The following is a 17,907-nucleotide window of genomic DNA, read 5'->3' on the forward strand; positions in this document are numbered from 1 at the left end:
CGTCTGATGACCGCGCGTATTCTCGTTGTTGACGACATACCAGCCAACGTGAAGCTGCTCGAAGCCCGGCTTCTGGCCGAGTATTTCGAGGTACTCACCGCCAGCAATGGTCCCGATGCCATCGAGACCTGCGAAAATGGCAAGGTCGACGTTATCTTGCTCGACGTAATGATGCCGGGCATGGACGGATTCGAGGTCTGCCGCCGCCTGAAAAGCGACCCGGCAACGGCCCATATTCCGGTCGTGATGGTCACCGCGCTCGACCAGGTCGCCGACCGTGTGCGTGGGCTAGAAGCCGGCGCCGATGATTTTCTGACCAAACCGGTCAAGGATCTGCAACTGATGACAAGGGTCAAAAGCCTTGTGCGGCTGAAGATGCTGACTGACGAGCTACGTCTGCGCGCCTCGACCACGCGCAATATCGGCATCGAGGAACTATTGAGCCGCAAGCATTTTGATGACGGCACGACGCCTAAAGTCTTGCTTATCGACGGGCGCGAATCATCCATCGAGCGGATGCGCAAAATGCTGCGTCAGGTCGCCGAACTCGACGTGGTGACTGATCCACATGCCGGTTTCTTCCAGGCCGCCGAAACGCCCTATGACTGCATCATCGTGTCGACGGCATTTGACGATTTCGATCCCTTGCGCCTGTGTTCGCAATTGCGCTCGCTTGATCGTACCCGTTTCATCCCTATCATGCTGGTGGCTGATATCGGCGAAGATGACCGCATCGTTCGGGCGCTTGATCTCGGCGTCAATGATTTCCTCGTCCGACCGGTTGATCAGCACGAACTGACGGCCAGGCTGCGTACGCAGGTCAAGCGCAAGCGCTACAATGAGCAACTACGCGCGAGCGTTACCGAGACCATCGAAATGGCGGTCACCGACGGCCTGACCGGGCTGCACAACCGCCGCTACCTCGACAGCCATCTGCAGACGCTGTTTGACCGCGCGGTAGCGCGCCGCCGCCCACTATCGGTGATGATCACCGATATCGACCGGTTCAAATCCGTCAACGATACGTTCGGCCATGATGGCGGCGACGATGTGCTGCGTGAATTTGCCCGTCGCTTGCGCAAGAATGTGCGGGGCATCGATCTTGCCTGCCGGTTCGGCGGCGAGGAGTTTGTCGTCGTGATGCCAGACACGGAGGCCCACGTTGCCGAAAAGGTGGCCGAGCGCATCCGCGCTGAGATTGCCAGCACACCTTTCGCTATCGGCCGCGACGGCCAGACGATTGAAGTGACGGTCAGCGTCGGCGTGTCTTCGCTGCTGCGCGGGCTGGACTCCGTCGAGGCGATGATGAAAAGAGCCGATGTAGCGCTTTATGAGGCCAAAACGGGTGGTCGCAACCGGGTGGTTGCCAAGGCGGCCTGAACGGGGGCTGGCAAGGGCTTGGCGCCGATCCGGCGCACAAAATTTAACCTTGTTCAGACGTTTCGATCCGGTTGGTTAAGAAACCATTGATTTTCAGGTGACGTTACGCGACTGTCGGCTCGAAAGAGGCGACCGTGAGCGTGGAGCTTATGAGCGTTTCAGGAATACCCCATGATCTCAGGTCCGCCGCATCTCCTGGGTCCGTGGGGTCGGCCGGCCGGCGCTGGCAAATAGTGGCCTCCTCGTACCGCTGCCAACCGCCGACCGGCCCCCAATTTTCCGCAACGAAAAACGCCGCCCCGGAGGGCGGCGTTTTTCGTATTCATGCCTGCGACCAGATCTTACTTGATCTTGGTTTCCTTGAACTCGACATGCTTGCGCACGACCGGGTCGTATTTGCGGAAGCTGAACTTGTCGGTCTTGGTGCGGCTGTTCTTGCTGGTGACATAGAAGAAGCCGGTGTCAGCCGTCGACAGAAGCTTGATCTTGATGTTTGCGGCTTTGGCCATGGTTCTCGTCCGTATGTTCGATTATTCTGGAGCCGCTGGTCCACAGGACGTGACGTCCCGGAGCGCGGAAACTTGGCGCGACACATAAAGGTCGCACCGCAATTGTCAAGGCGTTGTGCGCCGCGCCATCATACGACTTCCCACCAGAACAAGATATCCGACGAAGAACAGTGCCAGCGCATAGCCGAATCCCGGCGGACCGAAAACATCCATGCCGATGCCAATGGCCTGCGGCCCTACAAGCATCCCGAAACCATAGCAGAAGACGAATGCCGCATTGGCTGAGGCGAGGTCACGCCCTGTGAGGCGTGAGCCGAGATGGGCCAGGCCGATTGTATAAAGGCCAGCCACCACGCCGCCCCAGATGAAAAGCATTCCTGCGGTGAGATGCCAGTTGTTGCCCAGCGCGGGCAGCACCATCATCCCTGCGAGCCCGACCGCCGCGCAGATGGCGAGAAGAATACGGCGATCGCGGATGCGGTCGCTGATCAACCCGAGCGGGATCTGCATGAGTACGTTGCCCAACCCGATCATAGTGAGCAGCTGTGCAGCTTCAGCCTCGGTGTAGCCGATCCGATTGCCATAGATCGGAAATAGCGCAAAACCGCCGGTTTCTACCGCTCCAAACACCAGCACCGCCGCAGTCGCAGTCGGAACAAGCCAGATGTAGCGTAGAAAGCTGGTTACTTCGCCCTTTTGAGCATGAATCTCGGGGCTCTCTTTGTAGGCTGCAAGAACCGGTAGTGCCGCCAGCAGGATAAAAACAAATGTGATGCCGAACGGCCGAAACCCGCTGCTGCCAATCTGCGAAAAAAGCCACGGTCCAAATGCGAATCCTAACGAGAGAACGGTGGCATAGATGCCCAGCACAAAACCCCGCCGATGCGGCGGCGCCGAGGTGCTGATCCAGAATTCGGAAAGAATGAAAAGCACGGTGAGCGCTATGTGCAGCACGATCCGCAGGGGAAACCACATCCAGAAATGCGGAACGAAATAGAAGCCGACGAACGCAAATGCGCCCAGCACAATCATCGCCAGCATGGTCCACACCACGCCAAAGCGCGCGGCGAGCGGCGTTGCCATCGGCGCAGCTGCAATCGAGGCAAGGCCCGCGACTGCCGTGTTGAGGCCAATCATTGATGCGGAAAACCCGCGTGATTCGAGGATGATGCTGAGAAGCGGAACGCCGAGCCCGATTGCGATACCCACAACACTGATCGACGCGATAGCCGCCGATATCGACAGCCAACGCATCTCGTCGGGTGCTTTGCCGTCGGGAGAAAAGCTTCCATTCATGGCGGGACCTAGAGGATGTCGCGGACGATTCGATTGCGGACCATGTGATAGAACGGCACGTCTCCGCCAGGCCGTAGCAGCGGATCGTGCTCAAGCCGCTTTTCGATATCGGCAAGCACCGTCTGTGTCACGCGGGGGATATCCATTTTCCGCGCTTTGTCGATAGGCAGCCAAACCAGTTCCTCAAGTTCCTCGGTCGGGCCACCATCTGGCAGCGCCACGGCCACGTCGCTGCGCCAGGCTGCAAAGAACCATGTGTCGAAGCGGCGCACCCGGCGCGGCGGCGTGATCGCGCGTGCCACCAGTCGCAGCGTCTCCAGCGAAGGGTGTACGCGATGTTCAGCAAACCCTTGCCAGTCAGCCATATCTGTTTGAAAGGGCTGGGAGTGGCCGATCAGCAGCCCGGCTTCCTCATAAGTTTCTCGCAGCGCCGAAAGTGCTATCGCACGAACGCGCCGGTCTGAAATTTTCTTTCCGCGGCTGGCAAGTTTGGCCGCTTCATCGGGGTGGAGCGGCTGCATCACAGGGATGCGACCGTCATCAGGATCGGTTCTGCCACCCGGGAACACAAACTTTCCAGGCATGAAAGCGTGGCGTTTATGCCTGCGTCCCATCAGGACGTGGAAGCCGCTGCCGACACGGTCGAGCAGAATGAGGGTGGCTGCGTCGCGCGGGCGGAGTTGTTTTCCGACAAATGCGAAATCGCGCGATTCGTCGCGATCGATCTCAGCCCGCGTCATCCCCTCCATCATGACATCAGATGTCCTTGACCAGTTCTTCTTCGCCACCAAAACCATGCATGTATCCGGCCCATTGCAGGCCGATCACAGCACCTTTGATGGGCCGCAGCAACGCCAGTGCCGAGCCGATTGTCAGGGGGATCCACACGAAAAAATGCTGCCACATCGACCAGGTGCTAGTGGCTTCGACAGCCATGAAAGCGCCGACCACGATGTGACCTACAATGACCACCACGAGGTAGGCCGGCAAATCGTCGGACCTGTGATGATGCAGATCTTCGCCACAACTGGCGCAACGATCAACGGGTTTGATGAATGAGGAAAACAGTTTGCCTTCGCCGCAATGCGGACAGCGGCCTGCAAATCCGCGCATCATTGCGTTGAGAAGTGAGCGCACTGGGCGCATCGGAGATTTCGTGTCGCCAAAAACCTGTTGTTCCATCACCGTCTCTTGCTTCCCCGCTTCGGTTGCGAAGCGCGCGCTCTGGTCCGTGGGCCCTTTTTTGCCTTGTGAAACGACCGTTTCGAACCGGGCAGGGGCTTTGGATCCGTCAGCATTTCAAACCGCATCGCACCTGCCAGCGGCGCGACTTCGATGAGACGGACCTCAACCCGGTCCGCAAGCTGAAAGCCTGCCCCGGTCCGCTCGCCCACAAGCGCGCGCGCCGTCTCGTCAAATATATAGTAATCTCCGTCGAGCGATGACACTGGTATGAAGCCATCTGCGCCATACTGCGGCAATTGGACAAACAGTCCCGATTTGGTCACACCCGACACACGCGCATCGAAGCTTTCATCAACGCGTTCAGCGAGATAGGCGGCAATCAACCGGTCGACCGTGTCCCGTTCGGCAGCCATGGCGCGGCGTTCGGACGCAGAGATGAGGACGGAAATATCCTCCAGCCGGCCTTCTTCGTCGGCGGATAGCCCGTCCGCGCCGAGTCCGAGCGCTGATATCAACGCGCGATGCACGATCAGATCGGCGTAGCGACGAATGGGCGAGGTGAAGTGCGCATAACGCAGCAGATTGAGCCCGAAATGCCCGATGTTGTCCGGCGTATATTGCGCCTGGCTCTGCGAGCGCAGCACCACTTCGTTGACCAGCGCCTCATTGTCGGCACCGCGCACCCGCTCCAGGATCGAATTAAACTGCGATGGGCGCAGTTGCGCCCCCCGCGCCAGCGAAAGCCCGAGGGTCGCCAAAAACTCCCGTAACGATTCCTGCTTGGCCATGGAAGGCCCGTCATGCGCGCGGTAGATCAGCTTTTGCCGTTTGGCCTCCAGCGTTTCGGCAGCCGCGACATTAGCCTGGATCATAAATTCTTCGATCAGCTTATGCGCATCGAGCCGCTCGGGCACGACCACTCGGTCGACAGTGCCATCTGACTTGAGCAAAATCTTGCGCTCAGGCAGGTCCAGCTCCAGCGGCTCGCGCTTGTCTCGCCCGCGCTTCAGAATGGCATAGGCGTCCCAGAGCGGCTTCAGGATCGGCGCCAGAATTGGACCGGTCGCATCGTCAGGATTGCCGTCAATGGCCGCCTGTGCCTGCGGATAGGACAGCCGCGCCGCCGACCGCATCATGATGCGGTGAAAGGTGTGGCGGATCTTTCTACCATCCGACGCATACGTCATCCGCACGGCAAGGGCAGGGCGCTCCACCTTTTCCTTGAGCGAGCACAGATCATTGGAGATTCGCTCCGGCAGCATCGGCACCACGCGGTCGGGAAAATAGACCGAATTGCCGCGCTTCAGCGCTTCCCGGTCAAGCGCTGATCCTGCCCGCACATAAGCGGCGACGTCGGCAATGGCCACGGTGACGATCACGCCATCAGGGTTTTTCGGGTCCTGATCGGGCTCGGCGAAGACAGCGTCATCGTGATCCTTGGCATCAGCCGGGTCGATGGTGACCAGCAGAACCTTGCGCCAGTCCTCGCGCCCGGACATCGATGCAGGGCGCGCAGCCTCTGCTTCCTCGATCGCCGCTTCGGGCATGATATGTGGAATGTCATGCGCGTGGATCGCGATCATGGAGACAGCTTTTTCGCTGGTCAGCGAACCGATGACAGTCAGCACCTTGCCCTTGGCAAGTCCATAACGCCCACTCGTCTTTGCCGGCGCAACCTCCACCAGGTCGCCAGGTTCGGCACCATTCACAAAGTCATTGTCGATGACCAGTTCCGGTTGGCGTCGCTCGACCGGTTCAAGTCGAAACGTGCCGTCGCGGGCAACCCGCAAAACGCCGAGCACAGCTTCCTGGCGCTTGTCGAAAACTTTTATGACGCGGCCCGTATAGGCAGGCCCGCCGCCGGGCTCCTTGTTACGAAACAACTTGGCCATCACGCGGTCGCCAATGCCGGGAGCGCGGCCCTTGGACGTCCTTGATAGTTTGATTGCCACGATCACGGTCGGGTCGGCGTTGTCCTCGCCGCCAGCGACAGGCCTGGCCAAAAGCCCCCCATCCTTGTCGCGTGAAAAAATTTCAAGCGGCGTCACCGGAGGAAGTGTGCCCGGGCGCTGGAGACGCCGGCCGGTCTTCTGCACCGCGCCGTCCTCTTCGAGGTCGCGCAGCATGTCCTTCAGCCAGATGCGATCATCGCCCTTGAGCGAAAAGGCGCGTGCGATGTCGCGCTTCCCTGCCAGATCCGGGTTTTCGGCGATAAAGGTCAAAATGTCGTCGCGTGATGGTCGGTAGGAACCAACTAACTGGGCGTCGTCATGCGCCTCACCGGACGGGTTGCCACCTTTGGTGTTGCGTCCGGAAATGCGCCTTGCCAAGATTGATCAGCCCTTTTTCTTGCCGCGTGCGGGTTTTTTTCCGCCGCCCTTCGCTGCCTTTTCGGCAACTAGTGTGAGCGCATCCTCCAGGCTGACCGTCATCGGGTCACGGCCTTTGGGCAGCGTTGCATTGATCTTGCCCCAATTCACATAGGGCCCATACTTGCCGTCGCGCACTGTGATCGCGCCGCCATCTGGATGCGCGCCAAGATCCTTCAACGCAGCCGGCGTGCCGCCGTTCCGGCCGCCGTTGCCCTTCAGCTGCTTTTCAGCAATCAGCGATACAGCACGGTTGAGGCCGATGGAAAACACGTCTTCGGCACTTTCAAGATTGGCATAGGTTCCGTCATGAAGGACAAATGGGCCGTAGCGTCCAATGCCAGCGGAAATCATTTTTCCGGATTCCGGATGCGCTCCGACGTTGCGTGGCAGCGCGAGAAGCGCCAGTGCCTTCTCATGGTCCATGGCATCGGCAGTCCAACCCTTCGGCAGGCTGGCGCGCTTGGCCTCTTTGCCATCGCCACGCTGGACATAGGGGCCAAAACGCCCGGTCTTCAGCGCGATTTCCTCGTTGGTATACGGGTCTTTGCCCAAAACCTTGTCGCCGCTTTCGCCGGCAGCCGCTTCGCCATCGCCGTTGATCGCATCCGTCAACTGCCGTGTAAAACCGCATTCGGGATAGTTCGAGCAGCCGACAAAGGCGCCATATTTGCCGAGTTTCAGCGACAGACTGCCGGTTCCGCATTTTGGGCAGATGCGCGGATTTGATCCGTCTTCGCGCGGTGGGAACGCCAAGGGTGCGAGCGTTTCATTGAGGGCATTGAGCACGTCAGTGACGCGCAACTCCTTGATGTCCTCGACAGCCCCCGAAAAATCCTTCCAGAAGTCGCGAAGAACGTCCTTCCATGACAGCTTTCCGTCGGAAATTTCGTCAAGCTTTTCTTCGAGCGAGGCCGTGAAATCATATTCCACATAACGGCTGAAAAAGTTTTCGAGGAACGCAGACAGGAGCCGGCCCTTGGCCTCAGGGATCAGCCTGCGCTTTTCAACGACGACATATTCGCGGTCTTCCAGCGTTTTTAGCGTCGCCGTGTAGGTGGAAGGCCGGCCAATGCCGATCTCTTCCATCTTCTTGATCAGCGTGGCTTCCGAGTAGCGCGGCGGGGGTTCGGTCGAATGTTGCGTGACTGTAACAGTGTTGCGCGCAAGGGTCTCGCCAGCGCGAATTTCCGGAAGGCGTTTGTCTTCCTCGTCCTCGGCGTCCTCGTCCTTCTGCTCGGTATAGGCCGCCAGAAATCCGTCGAAGCGAACTACGGAACCAATAGCGCGCAGCGTTGCCGCCTTGCCGCCGTTTGTGGCCTCGATTTCGGCGGTCGTGCGCTCGATCTCGGCCGGCTGCATCTGGCTGGCGATTGCCCGCTTCCAGATCATTTCATAGAGGCGCGCCTGATCTGCATCCAGATAGGCACGCATCTTCACCGGCGTGCGTGAGAAGTCCGTGGGGCGGATGGCTTCGTGGGCCTCCTGGGCATTCTTCGCCTTGGTCGAATAAAACCGCGGCTTTTCGGGCACATATTTGTCGCCGAATTCCGACGCGATGGATTCGCGGGCAGCAGAGATTGCTTCAGGTGCCATCTGCACACCATCGGTACGCATATAGGTGATTAGACCGGCGGTCTCGCCGCCCATCTCCATACCTTCATAAAGCCTCTGGGCAACCTGCATCGTACGCACCGCTGAAAATCCGAGACCGGACGATGCTGCCTGTTGGAGTGTCGACGTAGTGAACGGTGGTCCAGGATTGCGCTTGGTCGGCTTGGCATCGACAGTCAGCGCCTTGAAGGCGGCGCCGTCCAGCATCGCCTTGATTTCATCGGCCTGCGCCTGGCTCGATATATCGAGCTTCTGCAAACGCTTGCCTTCGAACCCGGTAAGCTTTGCTTCAAAGTTTTCCGCCCGCGGCGTTCCGAGCAGCGCACCGATCAGCCAGTAGTCTTCGCGGATGAAGCGTTCAATTTCCGATTCGCGGTCGCAGACGAGGCGCAAGGCTACAGATTGCACGCGGCCCGCCGAGCGAGCCCCGGGCAGCTTGCGCCATAGAACCGGCGAGAGAGTAAAGCCGACCAGATAATCGAGCGCACGGCGAGCCAGATAGGCGTCGACCAGCGGGACGTCGATGGCGCGCGGATTGGCCATAGCCTCGGTGACTGCCTGCTTGGTGATGGCGTTGAATACGACGCGGCTGACCGGCTTGTCTTTCAGCACCTTCTTTTGGCGCAGAACTTCCAGCACATGCCACGAAATGGCTTCACCCTCGCGATCCGGATCGGTCGCGAGAATGAGGCCGTCGGCATCTTTAAGTGCCTTGGCGATGTCTGTCAGACGCTTTGCCGAAGCCGTATCAACGGCCCAGCTCATGGCAAAATCCTCGTCGGGCTTTACCGAGCCATCCTTGGCAGGCAGATCACGCACATGCCCGAACGAGGCCAGAACCGTATAGTTCTTGCCGAGATATTTATTGATTGTTTTCGCTTTGGCCGGCGATTCGACGACGACTACGTCCATGAGTACTCATCTGGCTGTGACGCGCGAACCGCAGGCAAAACCGCGCGGCGGCGTTCGAAATGTCGTCCGTGACATGGCTGCGGATTCCCCTGCGGTCAAGGGCAAGGTTCAAAATGAGCGCTCCACTACCTCTCACAACCCTAAGAATAGGTAAAAATTCCTTGCAACTTTAACGAAAAGACATACTATCGAGACAATCACCGATTGTGTATCCCACAGTCTCCCGATCATTATCACGCATGCGGTACCCCGACATGGAAAAGACATCGACCATGCACCCCGAAATTGTCCGGAACAGGACCGCAAGGCTCGATTATCTCCAGCAAATGCTTCGGGAGATGCGGGAACTGGCAGAAGCCGAGCGCTGTGATATGCTCGTCTACCTGATCGAAATGGCTTACTTGGAGGCGAGTGACATCATTCGCGGACTGCGCCCTTCACGAATCCGGAGAGATCAGCGAAACGCAGCCCCCGGCGTGCCGCTCAAGACGGCCAGCAAGGTCTAGTTCCAGCAAGATCATGAAAACCTGTGCCGGGTGTAGGCCAGTGTGACGAATCAACTCGTCGATCCCGCAGGGCACCGGTCCCAGCGCCTCGATCAGGCGTTGGCGGTCGTCATCCTTTGGCGGCGGCGTCGCCGAAAAATCAGGCGGTTCTTCGAATTGTACCGGTGGCGGCAGTGGTTGGCCGATCAACGGCGCGATTTGTTCTGTGATATCGCGCGCTTCGGTCACGAGGATTGCCCCGTCCTTCAAGAGCCCGTTCGTCCCGGCAGCGCGTGGATCGAGCGGCGAGCCGGGCACGGCGAAGACAAGCCGGCCCATTTCGCCGGCCAGCCTGGCGCTAATAAGCGAACCGGACCGCTTGGCGGCCTCCACCACCACCAGCCCGAGCACCATTCCGGCAACAATGCGGTTGCGGCGCGGGAAATCGCGCGCCCGCGGTTCCCAGCCGAACGGCATTTCGGAGACCACGGCACCGGCTCCACCGAAAATTTCTTCGTATAGCCCGATATTCTCGGGAGGGTATGGATGGTCAAGGCCACCCGCAAGCACCGCTACAGTCCCGGTCGGCAGCGACCCTTCATGAGCCGCTCTGTCGATGCCGCGGGCAAGCCCCGAGACGATGGAGTAGCCGTCGCGTCCAAGCTCTACAGCAAGGTTTCTCGCCATTTTGATGCCGGCAAGCGATGCGTTTCGCGCCCCCACGATTCCAATTGGCGGCAATTGAAAGACGGCCGGATTGCCTTTCACCGCAAGCAGCGGCGGGGCGTGGTCCATGCGTCTGAGAAAGGGCGGATAGTCCGGTTCACCAATCGCAACAAATCGCGCGCCGTAGGCGCTCGCAGCTTCAAGCTCGGCCTCAGCATCATCAGCGCTGGGAATGCGTGAAAGGCGGCGTGCTCCGCCTGAAATCATCAGTTCCGGCAGCATTTCAAGCGCGGTTTCAGCCGAGCCGAACCGATTGATCAGGTCGCGGAAGGTAGCAGGTCCGACATTGTCTGTGCGGATGAGCCGAAGCCACTGGATTCGTTGCCGGTGACTGAGGCGAGGCGACCCAGCTGCCGGCGAATTGTTCACGCCTTTGACCCGATCCGAGGTTCGGTGCCAGCAAGCAGCCGGCTAATGTTGGCGCGATGCTTCAAAACCACGATAAAGCTCATTGCCATAAACAGCAGGGCGTAATCCTTGGACCCAAGCAGGAAAAATGCGATTGGCACCACCACAGCCGCGACCAGCGCTGCCAGCGACGACATGCGCATGACAAATGCCACGGCGATCCATACCGCAGCAAAAATCAATGCCACCTGCCACATCAGCGCTGCAAGAACACCGATATAGGTTGCCACGCCCTTGCCGCCCTTGAAGCCAAGCCAGACGGGGAAGAGATGCCCGAGAAGTGCGCAGAAACCTGCCACCATGCCGAATGGTTCCCAGAAAGATGCGGCAATCAGGACAGGTGCGGCACCCTTCAGGGCATCGAGCAGCAAGGTAAGGGCCGCGAGGGCCTTATTGCCGGTACGAAGCACATTGGTTGCGCCGATATTACCCGAGCCGATCTTGCGCACGTCGCCGAGACCGGCCGCACGCGTGATCAACAGGCCGAACGGAATCGAGCCAAGCAGGTAGCCGAACAAAGCTGCCAGCGACAGATACATGATGCGCCCCCGTTTACGCTGAAAAGACTGTGCGGCCTGCAACCATGGTTTGCAAGACCCGGCCTTGCATCCGTGCGCCTTCAAAGCTGGTGTTTTTCGACCGCGAACGAATATCTTTTTCCTGGACCAGCCAAGGCTCGTCGAGATCGATCAGAGCAATATCGGCAGGTGCGCCGGGCCTTAGGCTGCCGCCGGGCAACCCAAACAACCGGGCAGGGGCTGTCGAAAGTGCATCTACCAACCGGATGAGAGGCACATCGCCATTGTGATGGAGCCTGAGCGCCGCGCCAAGCAGCGTTTCAAGTCCGATGGCACCAACTGCGGCGTCGGCAAATGGCAGGCGCTTGGTATCAACATCCTGCGGATCGTGGGCGGAAACAATGATGTCGATTGTGCCATCCCGCAGCGCCTCGATCATCGCCAGCCGATCTTCTTCGGCCCGCAGCGGCGGCGATAGCCGGAAAAACGTGCGGTACTCGCCGACATCGTTTTCATTGAGCGACAAGTGGTTGATCGAAATACCGGCGCTGACGGTCGCGCCATCATTTTTGGCGCGCGCGACAGCTGCAGCCGACAGAGCGGTGGAAATTTTTGCCGCGTGATAGTTGCCGCCGGTGAGCCGTGCCAGTGCAAGATCGCGTTCCAGCGGGATGGTTTCGGCTTCGCGCGGAATTCCGGCCAGCCCCAGCCAGCTCGCATAAAGCCCCTCATTCATCACGCCGCCCGCCGCCAGGTCGGCATCCTCGGTTTCATGCGCGATCATGGCGCCAAAATCACGCGCATAGGTCAGTGCGCGCCTCATGACCGACGGACTGGCAATGGTGTGCCGTCCATCGGTGAAGGCAACCGCACCAGCGTCGCGCAACAGCCCGAATTCGGTCATCTCTCGCCCCGCCAGGCTTTTAGTGATGGCGGCTGCGGGAAAAACGTTCACAATCGCTGTGTCGCGCGCCGTACGCAGCACAAACTCCACCAATGCGATGTCGTCGATCACCGGATCAGTGTCGGGCATCATCACCATCGACGTCACACCGCCGGCAGCGGCTGCGATGCTGGCGGACGCGATGGTTTCGCGGTGCTCGGCCCCTGGCTCCCCGATGAAGACGCGCCCGTCTACAAGACCGGGAATGAGAGTCTTACCAAGGCAATCGATCACCAAAGCATCGGCGGGAACACCTTGATTGCGCACTGCGGCGCCGGATGCGGCAATCGTCTTGCCGTCGACAATCACTGTCCCTATCTCATCCATGCCGCGTGATGGGTCGACGATGCGGACATTCTGGAAAACAGTGCAACTCATGCGTTCACCGCTGCGTTGCGACGAGGATCAAGAAGCGCTTCCATCACCGCCATGCGTACCGCGACGCCCATCTCGACCTGTTCCTGAATGACACTTTGCGGACCGTCGGCAATCTCAGAGGCGATTTCAACACCGCGATTCATAGGTCCCGGATGCATCACCAGAGCATCCTCCTTGGCGGCCTTGAGCTTTTCGGCGTCCAGGCCAAAATAGCGGAAATATTCGCGCACAGAAGGCACAAATGCACCGGCCATGCGCTCACGCTGCAGGCGCAGCATCATCACGACGTCAGCATCCTTCAGCCCCTCGGCCATGGTGCGCGAGACGGTGACGCCCATCTTTTCGATGCCGGCAGGCAGCAGCGTCGATGGCGCAACGACGCGAACTTGCGCGCCCATCGCGTTCAGCAGAAGAATATTCGATCGTGCCACCCGGGAATGCACAATGTCTCCGCAGATCGCAATAATCAATTTTGAAAGTGGTCCCTTGGCGCGGCGGATGGTGAGCGCGTCGAGCAGCGCCTGAGTCGGATGTTCATGAGCACCGTCGCCGGCATTCACCACCGAGCAACTCACCTTTTGCGCTAGAAGCACCGCTGCACCGGCTGACTGGTGACGGATGATCAGGATGTCGGGCCGCATGGCGTTGAGCGTCATCGCCGTATCGACCAATGTCTCGCCTTTCTTCACCGAAGAGCTAGCAACTGACATATTCATCACGTCAGCCCCCAGTCGCTTGCCGGCGAGTTCGAACGAGGATTGCGTGCGTGTTGACGCTTCATAGAAAAGGTTGATTTGGGTGCGACCGCGCATGGCAGTCGTCTTCTTTTCCGACTGGCGCGAGATCAACACGGCAGCATTGGCGCGGTCGAGAAGCATGTCGATGTCAGCGGGCAACAGGTCCGCGATGCCAAGCAAATGGCGATGCGGGAAAAGCGGCAGGGATGTGGTTTCTGTCATCTCAAGGGGGTGCTATAGGCGCGACCTGCGGTGCGGGCAAGCCATCCTGTTGGAAAGCCACAATTCTTTCATCGCACTGATTGCCGGGCCTGGTCTATAAAGCCAAGGCAAGGTTGGGAATCAGCCTGTTTCCACCCGTGACGTTCGATTAAAGGAAGACGTGTGACAGACGAGGTTACCAACCAGCCACCGCCGTTTGCCGGAGCCAATGCGTGGCGTGGTGACCCGTTGCTGATCCAGCTTGGCGAGAATTTTTCTGAACCGGTGCGCAAAGAGCTGGACGGGCTCGGAAAGTTTGTACTGAGCGCGGAAGCGCAGGATCTGGCGCGGCTGGCCAATTCCGAGGTGCCAAAACTAAAGACGCACGACCGGCAGGGCAGGCGCATTGACCAGGTCGAGTTCCACCCGGCCTATCACGCGCTGATGCGCCGCTCGGTGGCCAACGGCCTGCATTCCTCAGTGTGGGAAAATAGCCCCGCCGAAACTAATTTGCGCCATCAGGTGCGTGCTGCACGCTTTTACCTGACTGCCGAGCTGGAATGCGGGCACCTCTGCCCGCTCACCATGACCAGCGCCTCACTCGCAGCCCTGATGGCGGGCCCAAAACTGTTTCGCGAATGGGCGCCCCGAATAACCACGCGCAAATACGATCAGTCGCAGAAGCCGCCGGTAGCCAAAGCCGGCCTGACGCTCGGCATGGGGATGACCGAAAAACAGGGTGGCACCGATCTGCGTGCCAACACGACGCGAGCCGAACGCGCGAGCAACGGGTTTTATCGCCTCAATGGCCATAAATGGTTTGTGTCGGCGCCGATGTCCGACGCGTTCTTGACGCTCGCACAGACCCGCGAGGGCTTGTCCTGCTTCCTCGTGCCGCGCATTTTGGGTGACGGTACCGGCAATGGATTGCAGTTCCAGCGTCTGAAGGAAAAGCTCGGCAACCGTTCCAATGCGTCGTCCGAAGTTGAGTTTGTCAACACCATCGGCGATATGGTGGGCGAACCGGGTGCCGGTGTAAAAACCATCATGGACATGGTCACGCTGACCCGCCTCGATTGTGCCATTGCGTCATCCGCGCTGATGCGCGCAGGCCTCGCCGAAGCGGTTCACCATACGCGCCACCGCCTGGTGGGCAGCACGCCGCTTTTTGACCAACCGTTGATGCAGCGCGTGCTGGCTGACATGGCGCTCGATGTCGCAGCGGCAACGGCCCTTTCGTTCCGGCTAGCACGCTCCTTTGACGATGCAGCCGCAAACCGCGGTGAGGCGGCCTTCGCACGCGCTATGACACCCGTGGTAAAATACTGGGTCTGCAAAATTGCACCGCCGCTGCTGTTCGAGGCGATGGAGTGCCTCGGAGGCAATGGCTATGTCGAGGAAGGGCCGCTCGCGCGCTACTACCGCGAGGCGCCGGTCAACGCGATCTGGGAGGGCTCGGGCAATGTCATGGCGCTTGACGTTCTGCGGGTGCTCGACCGCGCGCCAGCACTGTTTGATGATGTGCTTGCCGGGCTGGAACGTGATCTCGGTCCCGCCGGCCATGGCACGATCAGCGTGCTTCGAGCCGCCATGCAGGTGGCATCGTCGGACGAAGGCTCGGCGCGCATCCTGACAGAACAGCTGGCGCTGTCTGCGGCCGCCGCCGAACTGCGGCGGCTGGGGGCAGGGCGCATCGCCGATGCGTTCATCGAGACACGGCTCGCCGGGCAATGGCGCGGCACATATGGCATGCTTGACGCACGCCATGATGCGCGCATGATCGTCGATACGCTCTATCCCGCGCTCAACTGACCAGTGATGGCGAGTACGGCTGGGATCGTGAGAAACGAAACGGCCGTCTGCAGCGTCGTGACGGCGGCATAGAGCTCGGCATCACCGCCGAGCTGACGGGCGAGCAGATAACCATTCATCGCGGTCGGCACCGCCCCGCACAGCGCAAGATAGCTGAGCTGCATTCCGGTTACTCCAAAAGCCATGGCCGTGGCCACCAGAAGGGCGGGAAAAGCCACCAGCTTGAGGACGGTTGGCAGCCACATGGCAAAACGCAGCTGGACGAGATCGCGTGTGCGCAGGCTCGCGCCGATCGCTAGAAGACCAATCCCCAGAGCAGACCGCCCCACCAGATCAAGTGCGTCACTGAGTGGCGGATAGAGGCCGAAGGGAAGGGACCTCAACACCATCGCCGCGAGCATGGCCAGGATAAAAGGGTTGGTGGCGAGATTGCGCATCACGCGCTGCCAGTTCGCACTGCGGTCGGCAAAGCGCGTCACGACAAAGGTCGAGGCGATGTTGAGCGGGATGATGATCACCAGCATAACGAGTGCCACCACCGCCATACCCGCAGGCGGATAAAGTTTTTGCGCCACCGCCAGCGCGATAAAACTGTTCCAGCGCACAGTCGTCTGGAAAACGGTCGAGAATTCACTTTCGACGAGCCGCCCGCTTCCCGACAGCAACGGCCAGAGAGAATACGTAAAGGCGCACATGACGCAGACAGAGACAAGCAGAGCAGCCATCATCGCGTCCAGCTGAAGGCCTGTGAAATCAGCATTGGCGATGGTGACGAACAACAGCGCTGGATAGAGCACCCAGTATCCGAGCTGGTCGAGCGCTGGCCACACCTCGGCATCAAATTTCGGCAGCCGACGTAGGACGTTGCCAGCGAGCAGCACCAGAAAAATCGGCAATATGCTTTCGAAGATGGCGATCATGGGTTCCGTAAGCCAGTGGTAGGCGACGCATAGGGGCGTTAACCCCCGCTGTAAATCGAACACGGGAGATCGACGAGAATGCCAGCCTCATGAATGCCCAGGCATTAACGGAAATTAACCTTAACAAATGGTTTCATTTGCCCCCGGCAGGTCGCCGCTCCACTGTTAATGACGCAGGGGCAAATTAAAAACATGAGACAGATTCTCACTCCATTTCTGGCAGTTCACTGGCTGGCAGCTTTCGCTGCCATGGCCGGCGCGTGTGTGCTCGACGCGGAAGGCGCAAAGGGCGCCGTGCTGGCCGGATTGCTGGGTGACCATTCTGGCGGCGGGTTCATCACTCCGTGGACGTCTGCGGCACTTGCGGTTGCGTTCAGCGTCACCGCAGCGCTGTTTCTTTGGGTATTTGTGACCGCTCTGCTTGTCGGGAGCGACGAGCCGCAGGAGGCCGAGGAGGTCTCGCGCTATGCATTTGGGGCGGCGGTCGGCTCGCTGACGGCGCTGTGCCTGGCGCGCGCGATGGGAGATGCCGCGCTGCTGGGCGAGGGTGCCGTTCTCACTGCGGCACTTGCTGCTTCCTATGCCGCTATTTGCGCGGAGCGTTGGTCCACGCCCGCGCCCGTACCTGAGCCTGAAATGCAGGAGCTCCAGGATGCGGCCCGCTTGATGGCGGCGAGCGCCGGCCATAATTCCATGCTGGCGCGGATCTCAGGACGCCCTGGAACTGTCATGGGTGACCGTTGATGCTACGCGCTCTGTTCGGCCTCTGGTTGGCCCCGATCATCCTTTTCTGGGGCTGGTATTTCCTGTCCGTTAACGACATCAATTTCGGCTTCATCATTCTCAGCCGCAGGCTTCATGACCTGCTGTTCGAATTGTATGGCCAGCTGTTGGGTATTGACCCGGAAATTATTCCGGGCCTTGTTGCGCGCGCCTGCGTCTTTGACGGCTTTCTGGTCTCCCTAATTATCGCCTATCGCCGTCGCAAGCCACTGCTGGCCTGGGCACGCAATATACGCGAACGCTATCTTGGCGACGGGCCTGCGCGTAGTACCTGAAGCCGGTCGAGCACGCCCTGCAGGATAAAGGCAGCCGCTGCCGAATCGATCTTGCCCGCGCGCTTCTTGCGCGAAAAGTCCATCTCGATCAGCGTCCGCTCTGCTGCCACCGTCGACAGCCGTTCGTCCCAGAACAGGAAAGGCAGCTGGCTGATCTTGGCAAAATTACGAACGAATGCCCGCGACGCCTGCGCCCGCGGTCCTTCCGAGCCGTCCATATTTACAGGCAGGCCGATGACTATCGCGCCGCTATTTTCTGCGGTCAGAACGGATATCAGGCTGGCTGCATCAACTGAGAACTTTTTCCGCAGAATCACCTGTCGAGGATGGGCAAACGACAGCCCACGGTCGGAAACAGCGATCCCGATCGTCTTGTCGCCAAGGTCGAGCCCGGCAAGTGTTTTCCCCGCTGGCAGTTGCGCCTGCAATGCGTCGATATCGATACTGGCCAAGCGC

Annotated in this window: 16 protein-coding genes; 4 read left to right on the top strand and 12 right to left on the bottom strand. The window is 59.8% G+C overall.

Going from position 1 to position 17,907, the window contains the following annotated elements; translation table 11 throughout:
* Positions 1-6: 6 nt before the first annotated feature.
* Positions 7-1,380, top strand: a complete 1,374-nt coding sequence (locus GA830_RS13295) for a PleD family two-component system response regulator (RefSeq protein ID WP_195162311.1) — start codon at positions 7-9, stop codon at positions 1,378-1,380.
* Between the two features lie 341 nt (positions 1,381-1,721).
* Here GA830_RS13295 and rpmG read toward each other — a convergent pair whose 3' ends face one another.
* The 10 genes from rpmG to GA830_RS13345 all read right to left on the bottom strand — a co-directional run bounded on the left by rpmG (position 1,722) and on the right by GA830_RS13345 (position 13,682).
* Positions 1,722-1,889 carry a 50S ribosomal protein L33 gene (rpmG, locus tag GA830_RS13300; protein WP_195162312.1) on the bottom strand — a complete coding sequence of 56 codons (168 nt, stop codon included), beginning with the start codon at positions 1,887-1,889 and terminating at the stop codon, positions 1,722-1,724.
* Between the two features lie 105 nt (positions 1,890-1,994).
* Positions 1,995-3,185, bottom strand: coding sequence for an MFS transporter (locus GA830_RS13305; protein WP_195162313.1), 1,191 nt, complete (start codon positions 3,183-3,185; stop codon positions 1,995-1,997).
* 8 nt (positions 3,186-3,193) lie between these two features.
* Entirely contained in the window at positions 3,194-3,934 is a 741-nt protein-coding gene (locus GA830_RS13310; protein ID WP_195164945.1) for an NUDIX hydrolase, read from the bottom strand.
* Positions 3,935-3,941: 7 nt separating this feature from the next.
* Positions 3,942-4,367, bottom strand: coding sequence for a DUF983 domain-containing protein (locus GA830_RS13315; protein ID WP_195162314.1), 426 nt, complete (start codon positions 4,365-4,367; stop codon positions 3,942-3,944).
* Complete coding sequence (gene rnr / locus GA830_RS13320) at positions 4,367-6,700, bottom strand: ribonuclease R (protein ID WP_195162315.1); 2,334 nt, start codon at positions 6,698-6,700, stop codon at positions 4,367-4,369. The genes GA830_RS13315 and rnr overlap by 1 nt, the downstream gene beginning before the upstream one ends.
* Before the next feature lie 6 nt (positions 6,701-6,706).
* Entirely contained in the window at positions 6,707-9,265 is a 2,559-nt protein-coding gene (topA, locus tag GA830_RS13325) for a type I DNA topoisomerase (RefSeq protein ID WP_195162316.1), read from the bottom strand.
* A 437-nt stretch (positions 9,266-9,702) separates the two neighbouring features.
* Positions 9,703-10,845 (bottom strand): DNA-processing protein DprA, encoded by a 1,143-nt coding sequence (gene dprA / locus GA830_RS13330; RefSeq protein ID WP_195162317.1) that lies wholly within the window; start codon positions 10,843-10,845, stop codon positions 9,703-9,705.
* A complete protein-coding gene (plsY, locus tag GA830_RS13335) occupies positions 10,842-11,423 on the bottom strand; it encodes a glycerol-3-phosphate 1-O-acyltransferase PlsY (RefSeq protein ID WP_195162318.1) in 582 nt (193 codons plus the stop codon). The genes dprA and plsY overlap by 4 nt, the downstream gene beginning before the upstream one ends.
* Positions 11,424-11,436: 13 nt before the next feature.
* The gene (locus GA830_RS13340; RefSeq protein WP_195162319.1) at positions 11,437-12,723 is read right to left on the bottom strand and encodes a dihydroorotase; all 1,287 of its coding nucleotides are present in this window, start codon (positions 12,721-12,723) and stop codon (positions 11,437-11,439) included.
* The gene (locus GA830_RS13345; protein ID WP_195162320.1) at positions 12,720-13,682 is read right to left on the bottom strand and encodes an aspartate carbamoyltransferase catalytic subunit; all 963 of its coding nucleotides are present in this window, start codon (positions 13,680-13,682) and stop codon (positions 12,720-12,722) included. Before GA830_RS13345 ends, GA830_RS13340 begins: the two co-directional genes overlap by 4 nt.
* Positions 13,683-13,844: 162 nt before the next feature.
* Here GA830_RS13345 and GA830_RS13350 point away from each other — a divergent pair, with 162 nt between their 5' ends.
* Entirely contained in the window at positions 13,845-15,473 is a 1,629-nt protein-coding gene (locus tag GA830_RS13350) for an acyl-CoA dehydrogenase family protein (protein ID WP_195162321.1), read from the top strand.
* Here the strand turns inward: GA830_RS13350 and GA830_RS13355 are convergent.
* A complete protein-coding gene (locus GA830_RS13355) occupies positions 15,455-16,393 on the bottom strand; it encodes an AEC family transporter (RefSeq protein ID WP_195162322.1) in 939 nt (312 codons plus the stop codon). The genes GA830_RS13350 and GA830_RS13355 overlap by 19 nt on opposite strands.
* 192 nt (positions 16,394-16,585) lie before the next feature.
* Here GA830_RS13355 and GA830_RS13360 point away from each other — a divergent pair, with 192 nt between their 5' ends.
* Together GA830_RS13360 and GA830_RS13365 are read left to right on the top strand one after the other, a co-directional pair.
* Positions 16,586-17,137: a hypothetical protein gene (locus GA830_RS13360; RefSeq protein ID WP_195162323.1), complete on the top strand. Its 552-nt coding sequence runs from the start codon at positions 16,586-16,588 to the stop codon at positions 17,135-17,137.
* Positions 17,137-17,451, top strand: coding sequence for a DUF6105 family protein (locus GA830_RS13365; protein WP_195162324.1), 315 nt, complete (start codon positions 17,137-17,139; stop codon positions 17,449-17,451). The genes GA830_RS13360 and GA830_RS13365 overlap by 1 nt, the downstream gene beginning before the upstream one ends.
* On the opposite strand, the gene ruvX is transcribed toward GA830_RS13365, so the two are convergent.
* A complete protein-coding gene (ruvX, locus tag GA830_RS13370) occupies positions 17,418-17,903 on the bottom strand; it encodes a Holliday junction resolvase RuvX (protein ID WP_195162325.1) in 486 nt (161 codons plus the stop codon). The genes GA830_RS13365 and ruvX overlap by 34 nt on opposite strands.
* Positions 17,904-17,907 lie beyond the last annotated feature (4 nt).

It is taken from the genome of Mesorhizobium sp. NBSH29 (genome assembly GCF_015500055.1).
Classification (GTDB): domain Bacteria; phylum Pseudomonadota; class Alphaproteobacteria; order Rhizobiales; family Rhizobiaceae; genus Neomesorhizobium.